This is a genomic window from Streptomyces sp. NPDC048106 (genome assembly GCF_040706415.1).
Taxonomy (GTDB): domain Bacteria; phylum Actinomycetota; class Actinomycetes; order Streptomycetales; family Streptomycetaceae; genus Streptomyces.
Window position 1 is genome coordinate 88,827 of the sequence record NZ_JBEZND010000016.1, and the last position, 18,610, is coordinate 107,436.

The 18,610-nt window shown below is 71.3% G+C and carries 23 protein-coding genes; 17 read left to right on the forward strand and 6 right to left on the reverse strand.

Annotated elements, in window-relative coordinates:
- Positions 1 to 40: 40 nt before the first annotated feature.
- The 5 genes from AB0927_RS18510 to mqnE all read left to right on the forward strand — a co-directional run bounded on the left by AB0927_RS18510 (position 41) and on the right by mqnE (position 4,989).
- Positions 41 to 1,492 (forward strand): menaquinone biosynthesis decarboxylase, encoded by a 1,452-nt coding sequence (locus AB0927_RS18510; RefSeq protein ID WP_366668671.1) that lies wholly within the window; start codon positions 41 to 43, stop codon positions 1,490 to 1,492.
- A 97-nt stretch (positions 1,493 to 1,589) separates the two neighbouring features.
- Positions 1,590 to 2,471 carry a menaquinone biosynthesis prenyltransferase MqnP gene (mqnP, locus tag AB0927_RS18515; RefSeq protein WP_366668744.1) on the forward strand — a complete coding sequence of 294 codons (882 nt, stop codon included), beginning with the start codon at positions 1,590 to 1,592 and terminating at the stop codon, positions 2,469 to 2,471.
- 86 nt (positions 2,472 to 2,557) lie between these two features.
- The gene (locus AB0927_RS18520; RefSeq protein ID WP_366668672.1) at positions 2,558 to 3,208 is read left to right on the forward strand and encodes a UbiX family flavin prenyltransferase; all 651 of its coding nucleotides are present in this window, start codon (positions 2,558 to 2,560) and stop codon (positions 3,206 to 3,208) included.
- Between the two features lie 114 nt (positions 3,209 to 3,322).
- Positions 3,323 to 3,778, forward strand: a complete 456-nt coding sequence (locus AB0927_RS18525; protein WP_285562205.1) for an Lrp/AsnC family transcriptional regulator — start codon at positions 3,323 to 3,325, stop codon at positions 3,776 to 3,778.
- 47 nt (positions 3,779 to 3,825) lie between these two features.
- A complete protein-coding gene (mqnE, locus tag AB0927_RS18530) occupies positions 3,826 to 4,989 on the forward strand; it encodes an aminofutalosine synthase MqnE (RefSeq protein ID WP_366668673.1) in 1,164 nt (387 codons plus the stop codon).
- Positions 4,990 to 5,029: 40 nt separating this feature from the next.
- On the opposite strand, the gene AB0927_RS18535 is transcribed toward mqnE, so the two are convergent.
- The gene (locus AB0927_RS18535; RefSeq protein WP_366668674.1) at positions 5,030 to 5,938 is read right to left on the reverse strand and encodes a hypothetical protein; all 909 of its coding nucleotides are present in this window, start codon (positions 5,936 to 5,938) and stop codon (positions 5,030 to 5,032) included.
- Between the two features lie 100 nt (positions 5,939 to 6,038).
- On the opposite strand from AB0927_RS18535, the gene AB0927_RS18540 reads away from it, so the two are divergent.
- The 5 genes from AB0927_RS18540 to AB0927_RS18560 all read left to right on the forward strand — a co-directional run bounded on the left by AB0927_RS18540 (position 6,039) and on the right by AB0927_RS18560 (position 8,642).
- A complete protein-coding gene (locus tag AB0927_RS18540; RefSeq protein ID WP_366668675.1) occupies positions 6,039 to 6,701 on the forward strand; it encodes a UdgX family uracil-DNA binding protein in 663 nt (220 codons plus the stop codon).
- 63 nt (positions 6,702 to 6,764) lie between these two features.
- Complete coding sequence (locus AB0927_RS18545) at positions 6,765 to 7,292, forward strand: GNAT family N-acetyltransferase (protein ID WP_366668677.1); 528 nt, start codon at positions 6,765 to 6,767, stop codon at positions 7,290 to 7,292.
- A 99-nt stretch (positions 7,293 to 7,391) separates the two neighbouring features.
- Positions 7,392 to 7,691 carry a DUF4229 domain-containing protein gene (locus AB0927_RS18550; RefSeq protein ID WP_366668678.1) on the forward strand — a complete coding sequence of 100 codons (300 nt, stop codon included), beginning with the start codon at positions 7,392 to 7,394 and terminating at the stop codon, positions 7,689 to 7,691.
- An 82-nt stretch (positions 7,692 to 7,773) separates the two neighbouring features.
- A complete protein-coding gene (locus AB0927_RS18555) occupies positions 7,774 to 8,415 on the forward strand; it encodes a TetR/AcrR family transcriptional regulator (RefSeq protein WP_366668679.1) in 642 nt (213 codons plus the stop codon).
- Entirely contained in the window at positions 8,391 to 8,642 is a 252-nt protein-coding gene (locus AB0927_RS18560) for a type II toxin-antitoxin system VapB family antitoxin (protein ID WP_366668745.1), read from the forward strand. The genes AB0927_RS18555 and AB0927_RS18560 overlap by 25 nt, the downstream gene beginning before the upstream one ends.
- A gap of 397 nt (positions 8,643 to 9,039) precedes the next feature.
- Here AB0927_RS18560 and AB0927_RS18565 read toward each other — a convergent pair whose 3' ends face one another.
- From AB0927_RS18565 to AB0927_RS18575, 3 genes are read right to left on the reverse strand one after another with little or no spacing between them, the layout of a single operon-like run.
- Positions 9,040 to 9,756, reverse strand: a complete 717-nt coding sequence (locus AB0927_RS18565) for a WbqC family protein (RefSeq protein ID WP_366668746.1) — start codon at positions 9,754 to 9,756, stop codon at positions 9,040 to 9,042.
- Between the two features lie 19 nt (positions 9,757 to 9,775).
- Positions 9,776 to 10,441 (reverse strand): YdcF family protein, encoded by a 666-nt coding sequence (locus AB0927_RS18570; protein WP_366668680.1) that lies wholly within the window; start codon positions 10,439 to 10,441, stop codon positions 9,776 to 9,778.
- A gap of 17 nt (positions 10,442 to 10,458) precedes the next feature.
- Positions 10,459 to 11,562 (reverse strand): hypothetical protein, encoded by a 1,104-nt coding sequence (locus tag AB0927_RS18575; RefSeq protein ID WP_366668682.1) that lies wholly within the window; start codon positions 11,560 to 11,562, stop codon positions 10,459 to 10,461.
- Between the two features lie 156 nt (positions 11,563 to 11,718).
- Between AB0927_RS18575 and AB0927_RS18580 the strand changes: the two genes are divergently transcribed.
- The 5 genes from AB0927_RS18580 to AB0927_RS18600 are packed head-to-tail and all read left to right on the forward strand — an operon-like array spanning position 11,719 to position 14,860.
- Entirely contained in the window at positions 11,719 to 12,144 is a 426-nt protein-coding gene (locus tag AB0927_RS18580) for a hypothetical protein (protein ID WP_366668683.1), read from the forward strand.
- Between the two features lie 7 nt (positions 12,145 to 12,151).
- On the forward strand, positions 12,152 to 12,592 hold the full coding sequence (locus AB0927_RS18585; protein ID WP_366668684.1) for an ATP-binding protein: 441 nt from the start codon (positions 12,152 to 12,154) through the stop codon (positions 12,590 to 12,592).
- A 45-nt stretch (positions 12,593 to 12,637) separates the two neighbouring features.
- Entirely contained in the window at positions 12,638 to 13,069 is a 432-nt protein-coding gene (locus AB0927_RS18590; protein ID WP_366668747.1) for a hypothetical protein, read from the forward strand.
- Positions 13,070 to 13,121: 52 nt separating this feature from the next.
- Positions 13,122 to 14,243 (forward strand): adenosylhomocysteinase, encoded by a 1,122-nt coding sequence (locus AB0927_RS18595; RefSeq protein WP_366668685.1) that lies wholly within the window; start codon positions 13,122 to 13,124, stop codon positions 14,241 to 14,243.
- A 5-nt stretch (positions 14,244 to 14,248) separates the two neighbouring features.
- A complete protein-coding gene (locus tag AB0927_RS18600) occupies positions 14,249 to 14,860 on the forward strand; it encodes an NUDIX domain-containing protein (RefSeq protein ID WP_366668686.1) in 612 nt (203 codons plus the stop codon).
- A gap of 106 nt (positions 14,861 to 14,966) precedes the next feature.
- On the opposite strand, the gene AB0927_RS18605 is transcribed toward AB0927_RS18600, so the two are convergent.
- The gene (locus tag AB0927_RS18605; protein ID WP_366668687.1) at positions 14,967 to 15,173 is read right to left on the reverse strand and encodes a hypothetical protein; all 207 of its coding nucleotides are present in this window, start codon (positions 15,171 to 15,173) and stop codon (positions 14,967 to 14,969) included.
- On the opposite strand from AB0927_RS18605, the gene AB0927_RS18610 reads away from it, so the two are divergent.
- Complete coding sequence (locus AB0927_RS18610) at positions 15,172 to 15,492, forward strand: NUDIX domain-containing protein (RefSeq protein ID WP_366668688.1); 321 nt, start codon at positions 15,172 to 15,174, stop codon at positions 15,490 to 15,492. The genes AB0927_RS18605 and AB0927_RS18610 overlap by 2 nt on opposite strands.
- 7 nt (positions 15,493 to 15,499) lie before the next feature.
- Here AB0927_RS18610 and AB0927_RS18615 read toward each other — a convergent pair whose 3' ends face one another.
- The gene (locus AB0927_RS18615) at positions 15,500 to 16,357 is read right to left on the reverse strand and encodes a MaoC/PaaZ C-terminal domain-containing protein (RefSeq protein ID WP_366668689.1); all 858 of its coding nucleotides are present in this window, start codon (positions 16,355 to 16,357) and stop codon (positions 15,500 to 15,502) included.
- 238 nt (positions 16,358 to 16,595) lie between these two features.
- Here AB0927_RS18615 and AB0927_RS18620 point away from each other — a divergent pair, with 238 nt between their 5' ends.
- Positions 16,596 to 18,524, forward strand: coding sequence for an AMP-dependent synthetase/ligase (locus AB0927_RS18620; protein ID WP_366668690.1), 1,929 nt, complete (start codon positions 16,596 to 16,598; stop codon positions 18,522 to 18,524).
- Positions 18,525 to 18,610 lie beyond the last annotated feature (86 nt).

The window sequence follows — 18,610 nt, forward strand, 5'->3', positions numbered from 1 at the left end:
GTGACCGGGCCCCGGGGGCCCGTGGCAGATACTGGGACGCATGGCTTACGACGATCTTCGCTCCCTGCTCCGGGCCCTGGAGCGCGAGGGAGACCTCAAGCGCATCAAGGCCGAGGTCGACCCCTACCTGGAAGTCGGGGAGATCGTCGACCGGGTGCAGAAGTCCGGCGGCCCGGCGCTGCTCTTCGAGAACGTCAAGGGCTCGGCGATGCCGCTGGCCATGAACGTCTTCGGCACCGACCGCCGGCTGCTGAAGGCGCTGGGCCTGAAGTCGTACGGCGAGATCTCCGAGAAGATCGGCGGACTGCTGCGCCCCGAGCTGCCGCACGGCTTCGTCGGTGTGCGCGAGGCCTTCGGCAAGCTGGGCGCGATGACGCACGTGCCGCCGCGGAAGATCAAGGAAGCCCCCGTGCAGGAGGTCGTGCTGCGCGGCGACGACGTCGACCTCGACCTGCTCCCCGCGCTCTTCACCTGGCCCCAGGACGGCGGCTCCTTCTTCAACCTGGGCCTGACCCACACCAAGGACCCCGAGACCGGCATCCGCAACCTCGGCCTGTACCGCCTCCAGCGCCACGACCGGCGCACCATCGGCATGCACTGGCAGATCCACAAGGACAGCCGCAACCACTACCAGGTGGCGGCGCGCCGGGGCGAGCGGCTGCCGGTCGCCATCGCCTTCGGCTGTCCCCCCGCCGTCACGTACGCCTCCACCGCGCCCCTGCCCGGCGACATCGACGAGTACCTGTTCGCCGGGTTCATCGCGGGCAAGCGGATCGAGATGGTCGACTGCAAGACCGTCCCGCTCCAGGTCCCGGCGAACGCCGAGGTGGTCCTGGAGGGCTGGCTGGAGCCGGGCGAGATGCTCCCCGAGGGCCCCTTCGGCGACCACACCGGCTTCTACACGCCGCAGGAGCCGTTCCCCGCGCTGAAGATCGACTGCGTGACGATGCGGAAGCGGCCGCTGCTCCAGTCGATCGTGGTGGGCAGGCCCCCGACGGAGGACGGCCCGCTCGGCCGCGCCACGGAACGCTTCTTCCTGCCGCTGCTGAAGATCATCATCCCGGACATCGTGGACTACCACCTGCCCGAGGCCGGCGGCTTCCACAACTGCGCGATCGTCTCGATCGACAAGAAGTACCCGAAGCACGCGCAGAAGGTCATGCACGCCGTCTGGGGGGCGCACATGATGTCCCTCACCAAGCTGATCGTGGTCGTGGACGCCGACTGCGACGTCCACGATCTGCACGAGGTCGCCTGGCGCGCCCTCGGCAACACCGACTACGCCCGTGACCTCACGGTCGTGGAAGGCCCCGTCGACCACCTCGACCACGCCTCCTACCAGCAGTTCTGGGGCGGCAAGGCCGGGATCGACGCCACCCGGAAATGGCCGGAGGAGGGCTACACGCGCGACGGCGGGTGGCCGGAGATGGTCCTGTCGGACCCGGAGACGGCCGAACGGGTGACCCGGCGCTGGAAGGAATACGGACTGTGAGAGGAACCGACATGATGGTGCAGGGCAGCGCGGAGACGGGGTTTCCCCGCCTCCGCGGGGGTGTTTCGGAGTACGGCCTGTGAGTACGGCCGCCACGATGCCGCAGCCGGGCCGCACGAGGGCCTTCCTGCGCCTGGTGATGATCGAGCACTCGGTCTTCGCGCTCCCCTTCGCCTACATCGCCTCCCTCACGGCGATGTACGCGTGGGACGAGAACATCCACTGGGGCCGGCTGCTGCTGGTCACGATCTGCATGGTCGGCCTGCGCACCTTCGCGATGGCCGTGAACCGGATCATCGACCGGGAGATCGACGCCCGTAACCCGCGCACGGCGCACCGCGAGCTGGTGACCGGCGCCATGTCGGTGCGGCACGCCTGGACCGGCGCGCTCGTCGCGCTGGTGGTCTTCCTGGGCGCGGCGGCGCTGCTGAACCCGCTCTGCCTGGCGCTGGCCCCCATCGCGGTGATCCCGATGGTGGTCTACCCCTACGGGAAGCGGTTCACGAACTTCCCGCAGGCCATCCTGGGGCTCGCCCAGGCCATGGGCCCCATCGGCGGCTGGCTCGCGATCTCCGGCAGCTGGTCCTGGGACGCGGTGATCCTCGGCCTGGCCGTCGGCATCTGGATCGGCGGCTTCGACCTGATCTACGCCTGCCAGGACGTGGAGACCGACCGCGCCATCGGCGTGAAGTCGGTCCCGGCCCGCTTCGGCATCCCGGCCGCCATCTGGGGCGCCCGCGCCTGCCACACGGTCACCACCGCGCTGTTCGTCTGGTACGCCCTCGCCACCCACGCGGGCGCCTTCTTCTGGCTCGGCTTGGTGATCGTCGCCGGGGCCTTCCTCTACGAGCACCGCATCGTGCGCCCGCACGACCTGTCCCGCCTGAACCGGGCGTTCTTCAGCGTCAACGGGTTCATCGGCATCGCCCTCTTCGTGTGCGCCCTGCTGGACCTGCTGGTCCGGGGCCTGTCGGTCTGAACGAAGTCGTCTTGCCCCCCACCCGTCCTGAGCCCGGGTGGGCACGCCGGTACGCTCAAGGTGTGAACGCAGGAGAAACGCGGCGCGTGCCTTGGATCGTGGGGGTGTCCGGTGCGTCCGGGACGCCGTATGCGGCTGCCGTGCTGCGGGCGCTGCTGGGGGCGGGGGAGGCGGTGGACCTGGTGGTCAGCCGGGCCTCCCGGCTGACGCTGCTGGACGAGACGGGGATCTCGTTCCGGGACGCCCACTGGCAGGACGACCTGCGGGAATGGCTGGCCCGGGGCGCCGATGGCAAGCCCGGGACCTTCGACGTGGACGTCAGCGGGGTGCGGTACTGGAGCGCGGGCGACCTGGCGGCGGGCCCCTCCTCGGGGTCGTACCCGGCCAAGGGCATGCTCATCGTGCCGGCCTCCACGGCCTGCGTGGCCGGGGTCGCGCTGGGGCTGTCCAAGGACCTGCTCCAGCGCACGGCGAGCGTCACGCTGAAGGAACGCCGGACCCTCGTCGTCGCCGTACGGGAGACGCCCCTGAACGGCCAGACCCTGCGGCACCTCGTCGCCCTGGACGACGCCGGCGCCTCGGTCGTCCCCGCCTCGCCGGCCTTCTACGCGGGTGCCACGCACATCCAGGACCTGGTGGACTTCGTCGCCGGGCGGGTGCTGGACGCGGCGGGCGTCGGACACGGGCTGTACCGGCGCTGGCGGGGCGAACTGGGCGGCGGCACCACCGGGCAGTAACACCAGCGGGCAGCAGCACCGGCGGGCCGCAGCACCGCCGGGCAGTGGCACCATCCAGCAGTAGCGCTCTACCCATCATCACTCGAGAACTCTTCAGCGGAAGGCTTCGATCGCATGGACGCGGTGGACAGGCAGCTCATCCAGGCCCTGAGGGAGAACGGCCGGGCCTCCTACGCGGAGCTGGGGCGCCTCGTCGGCCTGTCGGGACCCAGCGTCACCGACCGCATCAACCGGCTGGAGGCGGCCGGCGTCATCACCGGCTACCGCGCCACGGTGGACGCGGCCTCCCTCGGCCTCGGCGTGACCGCCCTGATCGGCATCTCGCTCTCCGACGCGGCCGACCACGAGGACGTGGCGCAGCGGCTGCGGGACCTCAAGGAGATCGAGGACTGCTGGTTCATCGCCGGGGACGACTCCTTCATGCTCAAGGCGCGCGCGGCCGACGTGGACGGCCTGGAGCGGATCATCCGCAGGCTCAGCGGGACCAAGGGCGTGTCGCGGACCCGTACCACCATCGTGCTGTCCACGAAGTGGGAGAACCGGGTCGGGGAACTGCCCGAAGAGGTCTAGGGATACCGTAGGCCGGACTGTCGCGGATGTCGGAGAAAGGTGTTGGCATGGACGTCGGGCTCAAGCGCGAGCTGGAGGAGAAGGTCCGCTCCGGCGAGCGGCTGACCCGCGAGGACGGCATCGCGCTGTACGAGTCGGACGACCTGGCGTGGCTCGGCGGCCTGGCGCACGAGGTGCGGACGCGCAAGAACGGCGACGTCGTGCACTTCAACGTCAACCGGCACCTGAACATGACGAACGTGTGCACGGCCTCCTGCGCGTACTGCTCCTTCCAGCGCAAGCCGGGGGAGAAGGACGCGTACACGATGCGCATCGAGGAGGCCGTCAAGCTCGCGAAGGCGATGGAGACGGAGAACCTCACCGAGCTGCACATCGTCAACGGGCTGCACCCGAACCTGCCGTGGCGCTACTACCCGCGTTCGCTGCGCGAGCTGAAGGCGGCCCTGCCGAACGTCTCGCTCAAGGCCTTCACGGCGACGGAGATCCACCACTTCGAGACGATCTCCGGGCTGTCGGCCTCCGAGATCCTGGACGAACTGATCGACGCCGGCCTGGAGTCGCTCACCGGCGGTGGCGCGGAGATCTTCGACTGGGAGGTCCGGCAGCACATCGTGGACCACAAGACCCACTGGGAGGACTGGTCCCGGATCCACCGGCTGGCGCACGAGAAGGGTCTGAAGACCCCGGCCACCATGCTCTACGGCCACATCGAGGAACCGCGCCACCGGGTGGACCACGTCCTGCGGCTGCGCGAGCTCCAGGACGAGACCGGCGGCTTCCAGGTCTTCATCCCGCTGCGCTACCAGCACGACTTCGTGGACATGAAGGACGGCAAGATCCGCAACCGCCTCCAGGCGCGGACGACGATGGCCACGGGCGCGGAGGCGCTGAAGACCTTCGCGGTCTCCCGGCTGCTGTTCGACAACGTCCCGCACGTGAAGGTCTTCTGGGTCATGCACGGCGTCCAGACCGCGCAGCTCGCCCTCCAGCACGGCGCCGACGACATGGACGGCTCGGTGGTCGAGTACAAGATCACCCACGACGCCGACAACTACGGCACCCCGAACAAGCTGACCCGCGAGGACCTGCTGGACCTCATCCGCGACGCCGGCTTCCGCCCGGTGGAGCGCAACACGCGCTACGAGATCATCCGCGAGTACGACCCGGCGGACCCGGCCCGCCGTGACGCGCCCCAGCCGATGCGCGTCTGACGGCCTCTTCGCCCGCTCGTCCCGGCCGGCGGGCGGGCGCTCAACTCCAGCTCGGTGACGGCCCGTACGCCGGTTTGTACGGGACGGGCCGGCCGGTCTGCGCGTCGAGCAGGACCCGGTCGCCCACCGGCCGGGCCAGCTTCACCGTCACCTGGCGCAGCCTCGCCTGTTTGGTGCAGGCGCCGCCCTTCCGGCCTTCGGCGGAGCCTGAAAGCACCACGCTGCCGTGGGTCTCCAGCACGGAGACCACGGGGCCGTCGTCGCAGACACCGCTGAGGGCGACGACGGTCAGCGAACGCCCGTCCGCGGCGATCCGGACCAGCCGGTCGAGCGGCAGGCCCGGGACGCCCTCGGCCCGCCCGACCGGCGGCCGGGGGAGTGGTGACGGGACGACGGCGGCCTGCCTGAGCGGGGTGGCGTAACCCTCCAGGGTGAACAGCCAGGCCGGGACCACCGCCGGCCCCCGGCTGGTGGCCACGGTCATCTCGCCCGGTTCGGCCCCGGTCACGGTGAGGTGCGGCTTCCCGGCGTCGCGCCCGCCGGACAGGGTTTCGTACGACTCCGCCGCGCCCACCACAGGCCGGGCGACCGACCCGCCCCGGGCCCAGGTCACCTGCCCGTCCGTGCGCCCGGCGGCGGGCAAGGTACCCCGTAGGACGAGGTCATGGTCCCGGAAGGCACGCTGGTCGGCCGGGCCGCGCAGGCCGCCACGCGGCGGTTGGATCACGTCGCCCATGGGGTGGTACCCGGCCCGCCACGCGGCGGCGGCGGTTGACCCGTCCCACGCCTCGGCGACCTGCCGGGCCCGGCGCGCCGCCGCCTTCGCGTCGGCACCGGGACCTTTCCGGTGACCGTCACCGTCGCCGCAGCCGGTGACGGCGAGGGCGGCGAGGCCCATCGCGGCGAACAGACTCAGCGGGCGTAACCCTCGGATCCCCAGGTCGCGCATGCGGCCCCCCTTTTGAAGACGTGCGCTCGGTCGAAGACGTGCGGCCTCGTTCGACGCAACCCTCCCGTTCGCCGTCCCCCCGCACGGGTACCCGGCAAACATGCCCGCCGCAAGCACCCCCGACCCGGCCCCCGAGGACGCCTACACCGCCGACCCCTTCCTGCCCGCCCGCGGTGGGCTCGACGCGCTCCGCGAGGCGGCGGCCGACTGCCGGGGCTGTCCCCTGCACGGCCCCGCGACCCAGACGGTCTTCGGCGAGGGGAAGAAGGACGCCCGGGTGATGCTGGTGGGCGAGCAGCCCGGCGACCAGGAGGACCGGCAGGGCAGGCCCTTCGTGGGACCGGCGGGACGCCTGCTGCACAAGGCGCTGGAGGAGGCCGGGCTGGATCCGGGGGACGCGTACGTCACGAACGCGGTCAAGCACTTCAAGTTCGCGCAGGCCGCGCCCGGCAAGCGGCGGATCCACCGGGCGCCGAGCCTGCGGGAGATGACGGCCTGTGCCCCCTGGCTGGCCAGGGAGCTGGCCCTGGTGGAGCCGGAGCTGATCGTCGTCCTCGGCGCCACCGCGGGCAAGGCCCTCCTCGGCTCCTCCTTCCGGGTCGGCGAGGTCCGCGGCACCGTCATCGAGCGGGACATCCATGGACACCCCGAACGTCTGCTCCCCACCGTGCACCCGTCGTCGGTCCTGCGCGCCGACGACCGCGACGCGGCCTACCAGGGCCTCCTCGCCGACCTGAAGACCGCCGCCCGCGCCCTCGGGTAATTGGGGCAGGATCCCCTCGGGTAAACGGGCACGATCGTCGCGGGTAATGGATACGATCCACCCGTGGTCCTTACCTTCACCCTGGAACCCCCGCTCACCCCCGCCCTCCGCGACGGCCTCCTCGACCTGTGGACGGACGTGTCGAACGCGGGCGGTGCCGTCGGGTTCGTGCCGCCGGTCCGCCGTGAGGAGATACGGCCCGAGCTGGTGCGTCACCTCGTGCAGATGGCCGAGGGCCGTACCCGGCTCCTCGTCGGCCAGGACAGGCACGGCGCCCTCGCCGCCGCCGCGTTCCTCACCGCGAACCCGCAGCACCTGAACGCCCACTGGCTGTCGCTGTACTCCGTGATGGTCCACCCCCGCCACCAGGGCAGGGGCTACGGCCGCGACCTGCTGGCCGCCGCCGAGGACGCGGCCCGCGCGACGGACGGCATCGAGGCGATCCGCCTGTCCTGCCGGGGCGGCCACGGTCTGGAGCGGTTCTACGCCTCCTGTGGCTACAAGGAGGTCGGCCGCGTCCCCGGCGCCGTGCGCGTCGCCCCGGACGACGACCGCGACGAGATCTTCATGCTGCTGTCCCTCGGCCGCTGAGCGCGCGGCCGCTGCCGCCGCGGACCCCGCCGCATGATCGCCCCCGCGACGTGCTTCACTGGACGCTGACCCCTTTTGGAAACGGACGAGTGGATTGAGATGCTCCGCTACACGCTGATGCGCCTCGGTATCTTCGTGGGCTGCCTCCTGGTCGTCTGGGGAGCCGTCTACTCCGGCATCTTCCCGCGCGGCCTCGGCAACTCCAACGGCCTGTGGATCCTGCTGCTCGCCCTGGTCGTCTCGGCGCCGATCAGCTGGGTGGCGCTGCGCAAGGAGCGGGAGCGGGCCTCGATGAACGTCGTGGGCCGGGTCGACCGCATGAAGGCCAACCTGGAGGCCAACCGCAGCCAGGAGGACGGCGCCGACGACACCGCGCGCGCCCAGAGCCAGCCGTCCTGACGCAGGCCGCCGCCGGCCGCCAAGATCGTCGAAGGTCGCCAAAGGCCGGATAGCGTCCCCGGCATCCCTCTAGTCTTGCCTCATGGGTGGCGGCAGGACGAAGCGGATGCCGAGGGCGGAGCGCGAGCGGCAGATGCTCGACGCCGCCGTCGAGGTCATCGCCCGGCACGGGTACACGGCCGCCTCGATGGACGAGATAGCGGAACTGGCGGGCGTCTCCAAGCCGTTGGTCTACCTCTACCTCAACTCCAAGGACGACCTCTTCACCGCGTGCATCCGCCGCGAGGCCGCCGCCCTGACGGAGGCGGTGCGCGCGGCGGTCCGCCCCTCACTCCCCGCCGACCGCCAACTCTGGGACGGCGTCCAGGCGTTCTTCACCTACACCACCGAACACCCCGACGGCTGGACCGTCCTCCACCTCCAGGCCCGCACCCACGGCCCGAGGTTCGCCGCCGAGGCCGACGCCATGCGCGCGGAGACGGTCGCCTTCGTCACCCGCCTCATCGCCTCCGCGGCCGCGGAGGCCCACGGGAGCCGCGACCTCCCGGACCACGAGATCGCCGGCCTCGCCGCCGCCCTGGTCGGCGCCGCCGAATCCCTCGCCGACCGCACCAACACCACCCCCACCGCCACCCAGGCCGCCACCACCCTGATGAACTTCGCCTGGTCCGGCCTGGGCAACCTGATGTCCGGAAACCGCTGGACTCCGCCGGGCGGCGGGTGAACCACCTCGTGCCGACTCGCCGGAATCGAACGAAGGCCAAGGCTGTGCGCCTTGCCATGGGAGACAGCACCGTCAGGCGGCACCTGCGGCAGGAGTTCTTCGATGCCATGGACGCCGGCGAACTCGACTTCAGCGAGATCATCGAGACGACCGGCCCCCGCAACGCGGACGGCTCCCTCAAGCGCGACGGTGACCACAACGAGGCCGGGCCGCCTGATACGACATGATGGCCTCCCTCACCGGCCAGCCGACCAAATGGGTCGTCTCACCTGACGTAGAGGCGAGCGGCAGGCGGCCGTCGTCGCCCCGCAGTTCGACCCTTCCCCCTTCGCTGGCGCCGTAGGTATCCCCGGCGCCCGGGGAGGAGCCGGTTAGTTCGCCCTGAGGCGTTCCAGGAATTCCGGGACGCCCTCGACCTGGCGGTACGACTGGAAGGCGGGCGCGAGGTCGCGTACCAGGGCGACGCAGTGGGGAGCGCCGATGCGCGTGGCCAGATCGAGCGCCTCGCCACCTGCAACGGGGTCGGCAACGTACGCGACCTCCGTGTCACCGGGACCTACTGAGCCGTGCTCATGACGAAGTCTTCCCCCTTCCTTGAGAAGGGGGAAGTACACCGATACGTGCTCAGGCCGCGGCTTCGAGCGAGTCTGGGCTGCCGGTGAGGGCCTGAAGCCGGGCGGCAATACCGTCGGGGCCGAGGTGGGCCAGGGCCCACAGGGAGGTGACGCGCCGGGCGGAGGCCCAGACCCCGGCGGCCGGGGGCAGGAACGGGGCGACGGCGATGCCGCGGGTGGTGAACGGGGCCGGGTCGAGATACGTCATCCCGCCGGTCCCGCACAGGTACGTGTCGGCGCCGACTGCGGCGGTGAGGTCGGCGAGCCGCTCAGATCGCTCGGGCCGGGCGGGCAGCCCGCTCGCGGTCAGGATGCGTCCGTTCCAGCCGAGAAGGTTCAGCAAGACGCGGGTGGAGGTTTCAGCGACGGCGGCGGTCCTACCGGTGTCGAAAGCGACCCAGACCGGCTCCAGAGCCGTCTGGAGGGCGGGCCAGTGGGTGCTGGTCCGGTATTCCTGCCGGATCATCGACTCGGTCCGTCGCCGGGTCGAGGCGGGGTCGGCGATCAGGGCGTCCCGGATGGCGGTCTGGCGGCCCTGGGGCAGGTGGGTGGGGATGGACAGCCAGCGGGTCCGGTCCCGGTCCGTCAGGGCGGCGAGGCTGGTGCGGTGCTGGTAGTCGCGGCGGGTGAACTGGACGTCGTCGAGGACGATCCAGGTGTCCGCCGCGAACAGCTTGGCCAGGGTGGTCAGCCTCGGGAACAGGTTGGGCTGATGCACGGCACACAGCCTGCGCGGGCCGGGCTGGTCAGGAGATGAGGCGGCTGGTGAAGCCGTCACGGATGAGGGACTCGTATGCGGCATGCACGTCCTCCGGGACGTCCTGGGCGATGGCGAAGCCCTGCTTCGGGTATTCGATGACCCGCTGGAGATCGCCGACGAGCATGTCCACCACGAGCTTCTCGTCGCCGATGGACTTGAAGTAGTCGTCCAGCTCTAGGGGCTCCGACGCGCACACGATGTCGACGTCGGGCCACACCTTGCGGGCGGTGGCGAAGGATCGCCTCTCCATATAGGGCTTGGAGACCAACAGCACCGTGGTCGGGACGATGCCGGCCGCGGCCAGCAGGTCGCGGGTGAGGGTGATGTTCTGGCCGGTGTTCGCGGCGTTCGGCTCGACGAGGATCGCGGAGTCGGGGACGCCGAGTTCGAGAGCGTGCTCGCGGAAGTGGACGGCCTCGCCGCGGGGGAAGCGGGCCTTCGTGGTGGGGCTGTTGCCGCCGGTGAACACCAGCGTCGGGAAGAGGCCACGGTGATAGAGGTCGGCGGCGGCCGCGGCGACGCCGAGGTCGTGACTGCCCAGGCCGATCGCCACGTCGACGGGCCGGACCTGGTGCTGCATCTGGTGGTAGTCCCAGATCAGCTTGGTCTGGCGCCACCGGTCTTCGGTGATGGTCTGCTGGTTGTCGCCCACGCTTGTTGTCTCCCTGGTCACCGGCTGGCGGGGCCGGACGGCCCCGTGTTCATGGCCTTGATGTTCTCGATGCTGGCCAGTTGGTGGGACAGCCCGAAACGGGCGGCCATGGTCGCGGCCTTGTCGAGGACGTGAAGGCCATCATCGCGGGTCGCGGGGTCGCTCAGCAGGATGTGTCCGTGGGCGGTGTCCAGACGGACCTGCTGCATGGGGGCATCCGTTTTGGCGGTGCTGCGGGCGACGGTGATGAAGTGCAGGGCGGAGGAGAGGTCGCCGGCGCCGCGGTGGGCCAAAGCAATCTTCTGGTGGGCCACCGACCAGTCCTCGGGTTCGGCGAGGTCCTCGAAGTCGCGGGTCGCGGTCAGCATCACACGGGTCGCATAGTCGTGCTGGCCGTCCTTGCTCAGCGCGGTCCCCACCCACAGCCGGGATCTGGCCCGGTCGCGGCGAGAGAGCCGGTCGTCGACCGCCAGGTGTTCGTACTGGCGGGCGGCGGTCTCCAGCTTCCCGGACATCTCGGCGACTACGGCCAGGGATAGGTCGAGCTGGGCGATCCGGCGGGGGATGTCGAGCTGGGTGAACAGCGACTTGGCGGTCACGTATGAGCGCTGGGCGGACAGCGGGCCGACCACGCTGCCCTGGTCACGCTGGAGGTCACCGAGGAGGGCGGTCGAGCGGGCGAAGAGATACAGTCCCCGGTCATCGAGCCTGAGCGGAGTGAAGCGGCTGGTCCACCGGCTGATCAGGCTCTCGGCGAAGGTGAAGTCCTGCCGGGACAGGGCGACCACGGCCCGGTCGAGATCGTCGGTCCACGACTCGTACTCCCAGGCCAGCGGCCCGGCAGCGGTCACCCGCCGGCCGGGGGTCTCCGTGCCTGGCCGTCCGGCCTCGGACAGGAACGTCTCGAACCGTAGATGGGCGGCGGCGTCCGCGCGGGCCAGGGCCGTGTCGAGGATCGCCTGGGTGTCCGGGCGGGGCTCGGTTAGCGCTTGGAGCTTCTCCCACTTGGAGACGGTGCGCACGCCGACACCGAGGTGTTCGGCGAACGCGCGGACGCTCAGCCGCAGCGCGAGCCGGAGTGCTTTGGCCTCCAGCCCGGTCCAGTGGTGCACGGTCGCCACACGTCGCTCCCTTCCCGCCGTCATCGAAGCACGTCGGGCCGGGGTGGGGGACGCAAGTGCCACGGAAGTACAACAGACGGTCATTCCAGGGTGGTTGGGGCCGGGGCCAGTCTGACCAGTGACACCAGTTACCGGACCTTTGGATGGTTGCGAACGATGGAGCCCCTCACCGAGCATCGCGGCATCAGCGGCCCGGTCGTCTATGGCTTCCTGAGGCTGGTGCGGGTCTCCCGGGCCCGTCAGGACGCTCTGCACGACGCTCTGGCCGAGTACTGCCGCCGGCACGAGCTCGCCCTGCACGGGGTCTTCACCGAACGGGCCGCGGGCAGCGAGCGGTCGGCCGCGTTCACCGGTCTGCTGGACGTCCTGGAACTGCACGACACCTACGGTGTCGTCCTGCCCGCCCTCTCTCACCTCGGGCCGAAGGCGATAGCCGCCCCGCGGCAGGCCCGGATCACCGCCTCCGGCGCCCGGCTGCTGCTGGTCCACGGCCCCAGCTCGGACGCCTCCGGCCCCGCCGGGGCCAGGCCCGAACGAACCGGCCGCCGCAGTCCCGCCCCCGCCTTGGACCACGACACGTGAGGCCCCCATGCCTGAAGCGACACAGAGGTTCTTCGACCACCAGCCCGAATCGGTCAAAGCAGCGCGTGACTTCACCACCCGGACCCTGAGGGCCTGGGGCCTGGACGACACCGGCGACATCCGCCTGGTCGTCTCGGAACTCGCCACCAACGCGCTCGCCCACGGCAGCGACGCCGAGCACGGGTTCCTCGTCCGCCTGGAACCCAGTCCCGACGGCGTCCGCCTGGAGGTCCACGACAGCCGCGACTCGCACCAGCCCCTTCCCGGGCCCGCCTGCCCGGACCCGGCGGCGGACGAGACCGGCCGAGGACTGATGATCGTCACCGCCCTCGCCGACCGCTGGGGCATCGATCCCCGCCGGCCGTTCGGGAAGATCGTCTGGTCCCACTTCCCCACCGCCCCGCCGGCCACGGCCACCCGAGCCGTTCAGGGAGCCCGGACGTGCTGACCCGCACCGCCCCCGCGACCGGCCTGGACACGACTGCTGACCTCGCTGGGCGCCTGGACCTGGTCCGGCACCGCTCCGGACGGGCAGCAGGTCGCTCACCTCTTGCTGGCCCACCGCCTCGGCCGCACCAGCCACGACACCCCCGAAGCGATCGAGACCCGCATGCGGCACCTCGCCGAGACCCTCGGCGGCCTCGCCCGGGCCGAGGACCCGGCCCCCGAGACCCTCGGAACCCTGGGGACCGTCGGCTCGCACGTCTTGCTGGGGTTCCCCGGCGCCCGCTGGGGCCTGAAGCTGCCCGCCCACCCGCAGTGGTCCCGACTGGTCCACGACCACGGTCGGGCCGCCCTGGTCCTCGGGCTGGACCCGCTCGCCCAGTCCGCCGACGCACTCCGCGTCGACGCCTACCTCGACGCCGCCCTCGCCTGCGGCCGGCTGCTGTTCGGCTTCGCCCTCCGCACCTCCCGCACCGCCTGAAGCACCCAGCCCCCAAGCACCGCCCGACTCACCACCGGAGAGGGACATCGCCATGGAAACCTTCGAGCGCGCCAGGCTGGACGCCTACTTCACCAAGATCGCCACGACCTTCGCCCCCGACGAGAAGACCGCGGCCTTCCTGATCACGCACCTGCTGCCCGAGCGGCCCTCGTTCGTCCGTGCCGTCGCGGCGATGACCGCCCTGAAGGCGGTGCTGCCCAAGCCGAAGTCCATCGACGCCGCCGCCCGACGCGAGGTCGAGCACACGGCCGCCGTCGACACGCTCACCCGCGAGCTGTTCACCGACCACGACACCGCCCTGGACTACCTCGAGTCCCGGGTCGCCGGGGAGACGACCTGTCTGCTGGACGTCGGCGGCTACTTCGCCCCCACCCTCGAGACGGTCCACAGCCGCTTCACCGGCCGCCTCGCCGGGGTGATCGAGGACACCGAGAACGGCCACCGCCGCTACGAGGACCTCGACAAGCTGCCCTGCCCCGTCATCTCGGTAGCCCGGTCCCCGCTGAAGGACCCGGAGGACTTCCTCGTCGGCCAGTCAGTGGTGTTCTCCACCGAGGCCGTCATGCGCGGACGCGGCGACATCCTCCACGGCCGACCCGCCCTCGTGATCGGCTTCGGCAAGCTCGGCTCCTCCATCGCCCGCCTCCTGCACGCCAAGGGCGTCCAGGTCACCGTCTTCGACATCGACCCCGTCCGCCGCACCCAGGCCCTGTCCCAGGGCTTCAACGTCGCCCGCGATCGCGAGGCTGCCCTGACCGGCGCCGGTCTGGTCCTCTGCGCGACCGGGGCGGTCTCCCTGCGGGGCGAGGACTTCGCCCACCTCCGCAACGGCACCTACATCGCCACGGTCACCAGCAGCGAGGACGAGCTCGACCTCGCCGGACTGCCCGACGTCTACACCCGCACGCAGGTCGGGAACCACGTCACCCGCTACCAGACCACCGGCCACTACTTCTATCTGGCGAACGGCGGCAACGCCGTCAACTTCATCCACGGCGCCAGCGTTGGGCCGTTCATCTTCCTGGTCCAGGCCGAGATCCTCGCCGGGATCAGGATGCTCACCCGCGGAGACCTCGCCCCCGGCATCCACGAGGTCCCCGCGGTCGACCGCGCCGCGATCGCGGCGACCTGGCTCAACTACTTCAACAGGTGATCACCATGGCCATCACGGCAGACCACATCCGCACCACCCTGGCCGACTACCTCGCCCAGCACCCCGAGGCAAAGACCGAGCTCGGTGTCGTCCTCGGCCTCCTGGACGACGGCGACGACCTCACCAGCCGCACGACCTTCCCCGGCCACGTCACCGCCGGCGCGATCCTCGTCGACGCCGACGACCGCGTCCTGCACATTCTTCACAATATGACCCAGAAGTGGCTGCTGCCCGGAGGCCACCTCGAAGCGTCCGACGACACCCTCCTTCAGGCCGCCAGCCGTGAACTGACCGAGGAGACCGGCATCTCGCCGTACGCCGTCACCTCGGACAGCCAGACCCCCCTCCACATCGACGTCCACCCCATCGACGCCAACCCCGCCAAGGGCGAGCCCGCCCATCAGCACTTCGACTTCCGCTTCCTCTTCCGCACCACCGCCGACATCGGCAACCTCCAGACCGAAGAGGTCTCCGACGCCGCCTGGCGCGAGCTCGACAGCATCAGCGACCCGATCCTGCGACGACACATCGCCGAGGCCCTCGTCAACGCCGACAGCGACGCCGCGATGAACGGCCAGCTCCCCCTCGCCGACCCCTGGTCTCTCACGGGCGAGTGAGGGACTGGACTGGAGCGAGTCTCCTACTTCCAGCACCGTGGGCCCTCTGAGACTTATCAGAGGGCCCACGGTGCTGCGCAGCCGACTGCAGCCCGGCGCGGACGGTCTATGAGCGCATGACCAGATGAAGGAAGCCTGCCAACCCAATCGCGACCGTCACGCCGGCCCCCAGCCCCTCCACACGGCCGACTGCCACCCCGCCGATCAAGCTCGCCAGCAGGATGACCACCCACCGCAGCGGCAGCCCTTCGCTGCCGGAGCCGCCTTCCCCTGCACTCACGCTGCTCGTGCGGCGCAGGGCGGGTGACTTCATGGGTGGGATGTGGGAGATCCCCTCCGGGAAGGTGGAGGACGGGGAGACCGTTCTGGAGGCACTTGGCCGGGAGACCGTCGAGGAGACCGGGCTGAGGGTCGGGACGGTCGACCGGTACCTCGGGCACTTCGACTACGTCGGCAGCCGTGGCGGCACCACCCGGCAGTTCACCTTCGCGGTCACGGCCGAGAGCACCGGGCCCGTCGTCCTGACCGAGCACGACGCCCACGCGTGGGCGCTGCCCGGCGAGCTGCCGCCGGTCAGTGACGCGGTGCGTCGGCTGATTGCTCGGGCGACGGGGGACACGGGGGAGGGGTAGTCCTCGCCTACGCCGCCTCGCCCGTCGGCGTTCCCGACAAGTGCAGGCGGCCGTCGTCGCCCCGCAGTTCGAACCTTTCCCCTCCGTCGGTGCCGTAGGTCACCGTGCCCGGGAGCAGGACCGGGGCCCGGAACCGGATGTGGGTCGTGGTGGGGTCGCCGGGGGCCGCCGCCAAGCAGCGGGCGGCGGTCCACATGCCGTGGGCGATCGCGCGGGGGAAGCCGAAGAGGCGGGCGGTGGGGCGGGTGAGGTGGATGGGGTTGCGGTCGCCCGAGACGGCGGCGTATGCGCGGCCCAGGGAGGGCGGGAGGGTCCAGGTGTCCTGGACGGGGAGGGGAGAGGAGGGGGGAGCGGGAGGGGGAGGCGGGGACGCCGTTCTGTGCCGTGCCAGGTATGTGCTGCGGGATTCCCAGGCCGGCTCCCCGGCCAGCCGGGCCTCCGTCACCACCGTCGCCTCCGTGCCACGGTGGTGCGGGGCCAACCCGGAGACGTACACGGTGAGTTCGTACGCCTCCGAGACCGGGAGCGGTGTGTGGCGGACCGCTTCGAACGACGTGTGCACCAGGCCCAGCAGGGGGAGCGGGAACTCCCGGGCGCTCAGCAGCCGCATCGTCAGGGGGAAGGCGAGGACGTGGGGGTAGGGGAGGGGGAGGGAGCTGCCCTCGGAGGCGCCCCCGGAGGGGAACGCGCAGAGGCTTGAGTAGGCCGCCAGGCGGGGGGCCACCGCCCGTACCCCCGGCAGCACCAGGCGCGTGTGCGGGTACGGCGCGTTCGGCGAGGGGCGCTTCCGCGGGGAGCGCAACGCGCCCAGGGGCAGCGACCTCGCCAGGGAAGGCGCCGAGTCGAGGACGACCACCGTCGACATCAAAACCCCCGCAGCCGGGAACGATTTCCTTACCGAGCAGTAAAGTTACCGCAGGTAAGCCGAGGTGGGCCAGTGCGAGAGGCTGCACAGCCCCATCCCCGGACCGTTCCCGGACCCGCACAAAGCCCCCACAACGGGCCCGTACGATCACACGCCTGACCGGCGGTAACACCTCAGCTCGTTCGCCGCGTGCTCCGGCCGTCGGTGAACGCCTCGCCGCACGCCCGAGGAGCCGCTCGTGTCCCCCCAGCACCACCACAACTCCCCCGTCGCCGCCGTCGATTACGACGGCCGGCCGCTGCTCGTCGCGCCCGAGACACGGCGGCTCGACGGGGCCGTGCGGGAAGTGGTCGTGCCGCCGGTCGCCGCGCCCGTGACCCACGGGTCGCTGGCCGACCTGCCGTTCGACAACGCCGCCGAGGATCCCGGCGCGGTGGTGCTCAGCCGCAAGCTCCCGGGCGGCCGGTGGAAGGACGTCACCGCCGCGCGGTTCGCCGAGGAGGTGCTCGCGGTCGCCAAGGGGCTGATCGCCGAGGGCCTCATGCCCGGCGACCGCATCGCGATCATGGCCCGGACCACCTACGAGTGGACGCTCCTCGACTTCGCCGCCTGGGCCGCCGGGCTCGTCACCGTCCCCGTCTACCCCACCTCCTCCGTCTTCCAGACCCGCTGGATCCTGCACGACTCCGGCGCCGTCGCCCTCGTGACCGAGACCGGGGCCCAGGCCGCCGCGCTCGGCCCCGAGCTGCAACACCTGCCCGATCTGCGGCACTTGTGGGTCATGGAGAAGGGCCACGTGGAGCGGCTCGCCGACGCGGGCGCCCCGGTGCCGGAGGGGGAGGTCGGGGTGCGGCGCGGCATGCTCGGCCCCGCCACCCTCGCCACCCTCGTCTACACCTCCGGCACCACAGGCCGCCCCAAGGGCTGCGCCCTCTCCCACGGCAACTTCTTCGCCGAGGTCGACAACGCGATCGAACTCCTCCACCCCGTTTTCAGACAGCACGACGACGATCCCTCCGTCCTGCTCTTCCTCCCCCTCTCCCACGTCTTCGGGCGCATGGTCGCCATCGCCTGCGTCCGCGCCCGCGTCCGCCTCGGGCACGCGCCCAGCATCAAGGCCGACGACCTGCTGCCCGACCTCGCCGCCTTCCGGCCCACCTGCCTGCTGACCATCCCCTACATGCTGGAGAAGGTCTTCAACTCGGCCCGCGCGAAGGCCGAGTCGGGCGGCCGGGGTGCCGTCTTCGACCGCGCCGCCGCCGTCGCCCGGCGCTACGGCGAGGCGCTCCAGGCCCGCCAGTCCGGCACCGGCGGCGGGCCCGGCCGCGCCCTGAAGACCCAGCGCGGCTTCTACGACCCCCTGGTCTACCGCCGCATCCGTACCGCGATGGGCGGCCGCGTCCGCCAGGTCATCTGCGGCGGCTCGCCCCTCGGGCGCCGCCTCGCCGCGTTCTACGCCGGTGCGGGCATCGAGATCTACGAGGGGTACGGCCTCACCGAGACCACCGGCGCGACGACCGTCACGCCACCGCTCAAACCCCGCCTCGGCACCGTCGGTTGGCCCCTGCCCGGCACCCGCGTGCGGATCGCGGCGGACGGCGAGATCCTGATCGCCGGCGACCACGTGCTGCGCGGCTACTGGGACCCCCAGGCCGGCGGCGTCGTCCCGGTCACCCGCGACGGCTGGCTCCACACCGGGGACCTCGGCGAACTGGACGACGAGGGCTACCTCACCATCACCGGCCGCAAGAAGGAACTGATCATCACCTCCGGCGGCAAGTCCGTCGCCCCCGCCCCGCTGGAGAACTGGCTGCGCCAGCACCCGCTGATCTCCCAGGTGATGCTCGTCGGCGACGACCGCCCCTACGTCGCCGCGCTCCTCACCCTCGACCCCGAGGGCATCGTCCACTGGCGCCAGATGAACGGCCGCCACCCGGTACCGCCCGAACTCCTGACCGACGACCCCGAGTTGCTGGACGTCCTGCAACGCGCAGTGGACGACGCCAACCGCCTCGTCTCCCGCCCCGAGTCCATCCGCCGCTTCACCGTCCTCCCCCTCGACTTCACGGAGGAGGCCGGCCACCTCACCCCCTCCATGAAACTCCGGCGCGCGCGGATCCTGGCGGACTTCGACCGCGAGGTGGAGGGGCTGTACGACGGGGTGTGAGCGGGACCCCGGTCCACCCCGGCCGGGCGGTATGGACGCCAACGCGCCTTTTATAGCGGCGACTTGGCAGGACTTTTGCTGTGGAT

What these genes read in the sequence shown, in the direction of transcription:
- mqnE (WP_366668673.1), top strand. Translation starts at nt 3,826, where the DNA reads ATGGACGTCGGGCTCAAGCGCGAGCTGGAGGAGAAGGTCCGCTCCGGC.
- AB0927_RS18585 (WP_366668684.1), top strand. Translation starts at nt 12,152, where the DNA reads ATGCCTGAAGCGACACAGAGGTTCTTCGACCACCAGCCCGAATCGGTC.
- AB0927_RS18525 (WP_285562205.1), top strand. Translation starts at nt 3,323, where the DNA reads ATGGACGCGGTGGACAGGCAGCTCATCCAGGCCCTGAGGGAGAACGGC.
- AB0927_RS18600 (WP_366668686.1), top strand. Translation starts at nt 14,249, where the DNA reads ATGGCCATCACGGCAGACCACATCCGCACCACCCTGGCCGACTACCTC.
- AB0927_RS18555 (WP_366668679.1), top strand. Translation starts at nt 7,774, where the DNA reads ATGGGTGGCGGCAGGACGAAGCGGATGCCGAGGGCGGAGCGCGAGCGG.
- AB0927_RS18605 (WP_366668687.1), bottom strand. Translation starts at nt 15,173, where the DNA reads ATGAAGTCACCCGCCCTGCGCCGCACGAGCAGCGTGAGTGCAGGGGAA.
- AB0927_RS18535 (WP_366668674.1), bottom strand. Translation starts at nt 5,938, where the DNA reads ATGCGCGACCTGGGGATCCGAGGGTTACGCCCGCTGAGTCTGTTCGCC.
- mqnP (WP_366668744.1), top strand. Translation starts at nt 1,590, where the DNA reads ATGCCGCAGCCGGGCCGCACGAGGGCCTTCCTGCGCCTGGTGATGATC.
- AB0927_RS18615 (WP_366668689.1), bottom strand. Translation starts at nt 16,357, where the DNA reads ATGTCGACGGTGGTCGTCCTCGACTCGGCGCCTTCCCTGGCGAGGTCG.
- AB0927_RS18595 (WP_366668685.1), top strand. Translation starts at nt 13,122, where the DNA reads ATGGAAACCTTCGAGCGCGCCAGGCTGGACGCCTACTTCACCAAGATC.
- AB0927_RS18550 (WP_366668678.1), top strand. Translation starts at nt 7,392, where the DNA reads ATGCTCCGCTACACGCTGATGCGCCTCGGTATCTTCGTGGGCTGCCTC.
- AB0927_RS18610 (WP_366668688.1), top strand. Translation starts at nt 15,172, where the DNA reads ATGGGTGGGATGTGGGAGATCCCCTCCGGGAAGGTGGAGGACGGGGAG.
- AB0927_RS18510 (WP_366668671.1), top strand. Translation starts at nt 41, where the DNA reads ATGGCTTACGACGATCTTCGCTCCCTGCTCCGGGCCCTGGAGCGCGAG.
- AB0927_RS18580 (WP_366668683.1), top strand. Translation starts at nt 11,719, where the DNA reads ATGGAGCCCCTCACCGAGCATCGCGGCATCAGCGGCCCGGTCGTCTAT.
- AB0927_RS18540 (WP_366668675.1), top strand. Translation starts at nt 6,039, where the DNA reads ATGCCCGCCGCAAGCACCCCCGACCCGGCCCCCGAGGACGCCTACACC.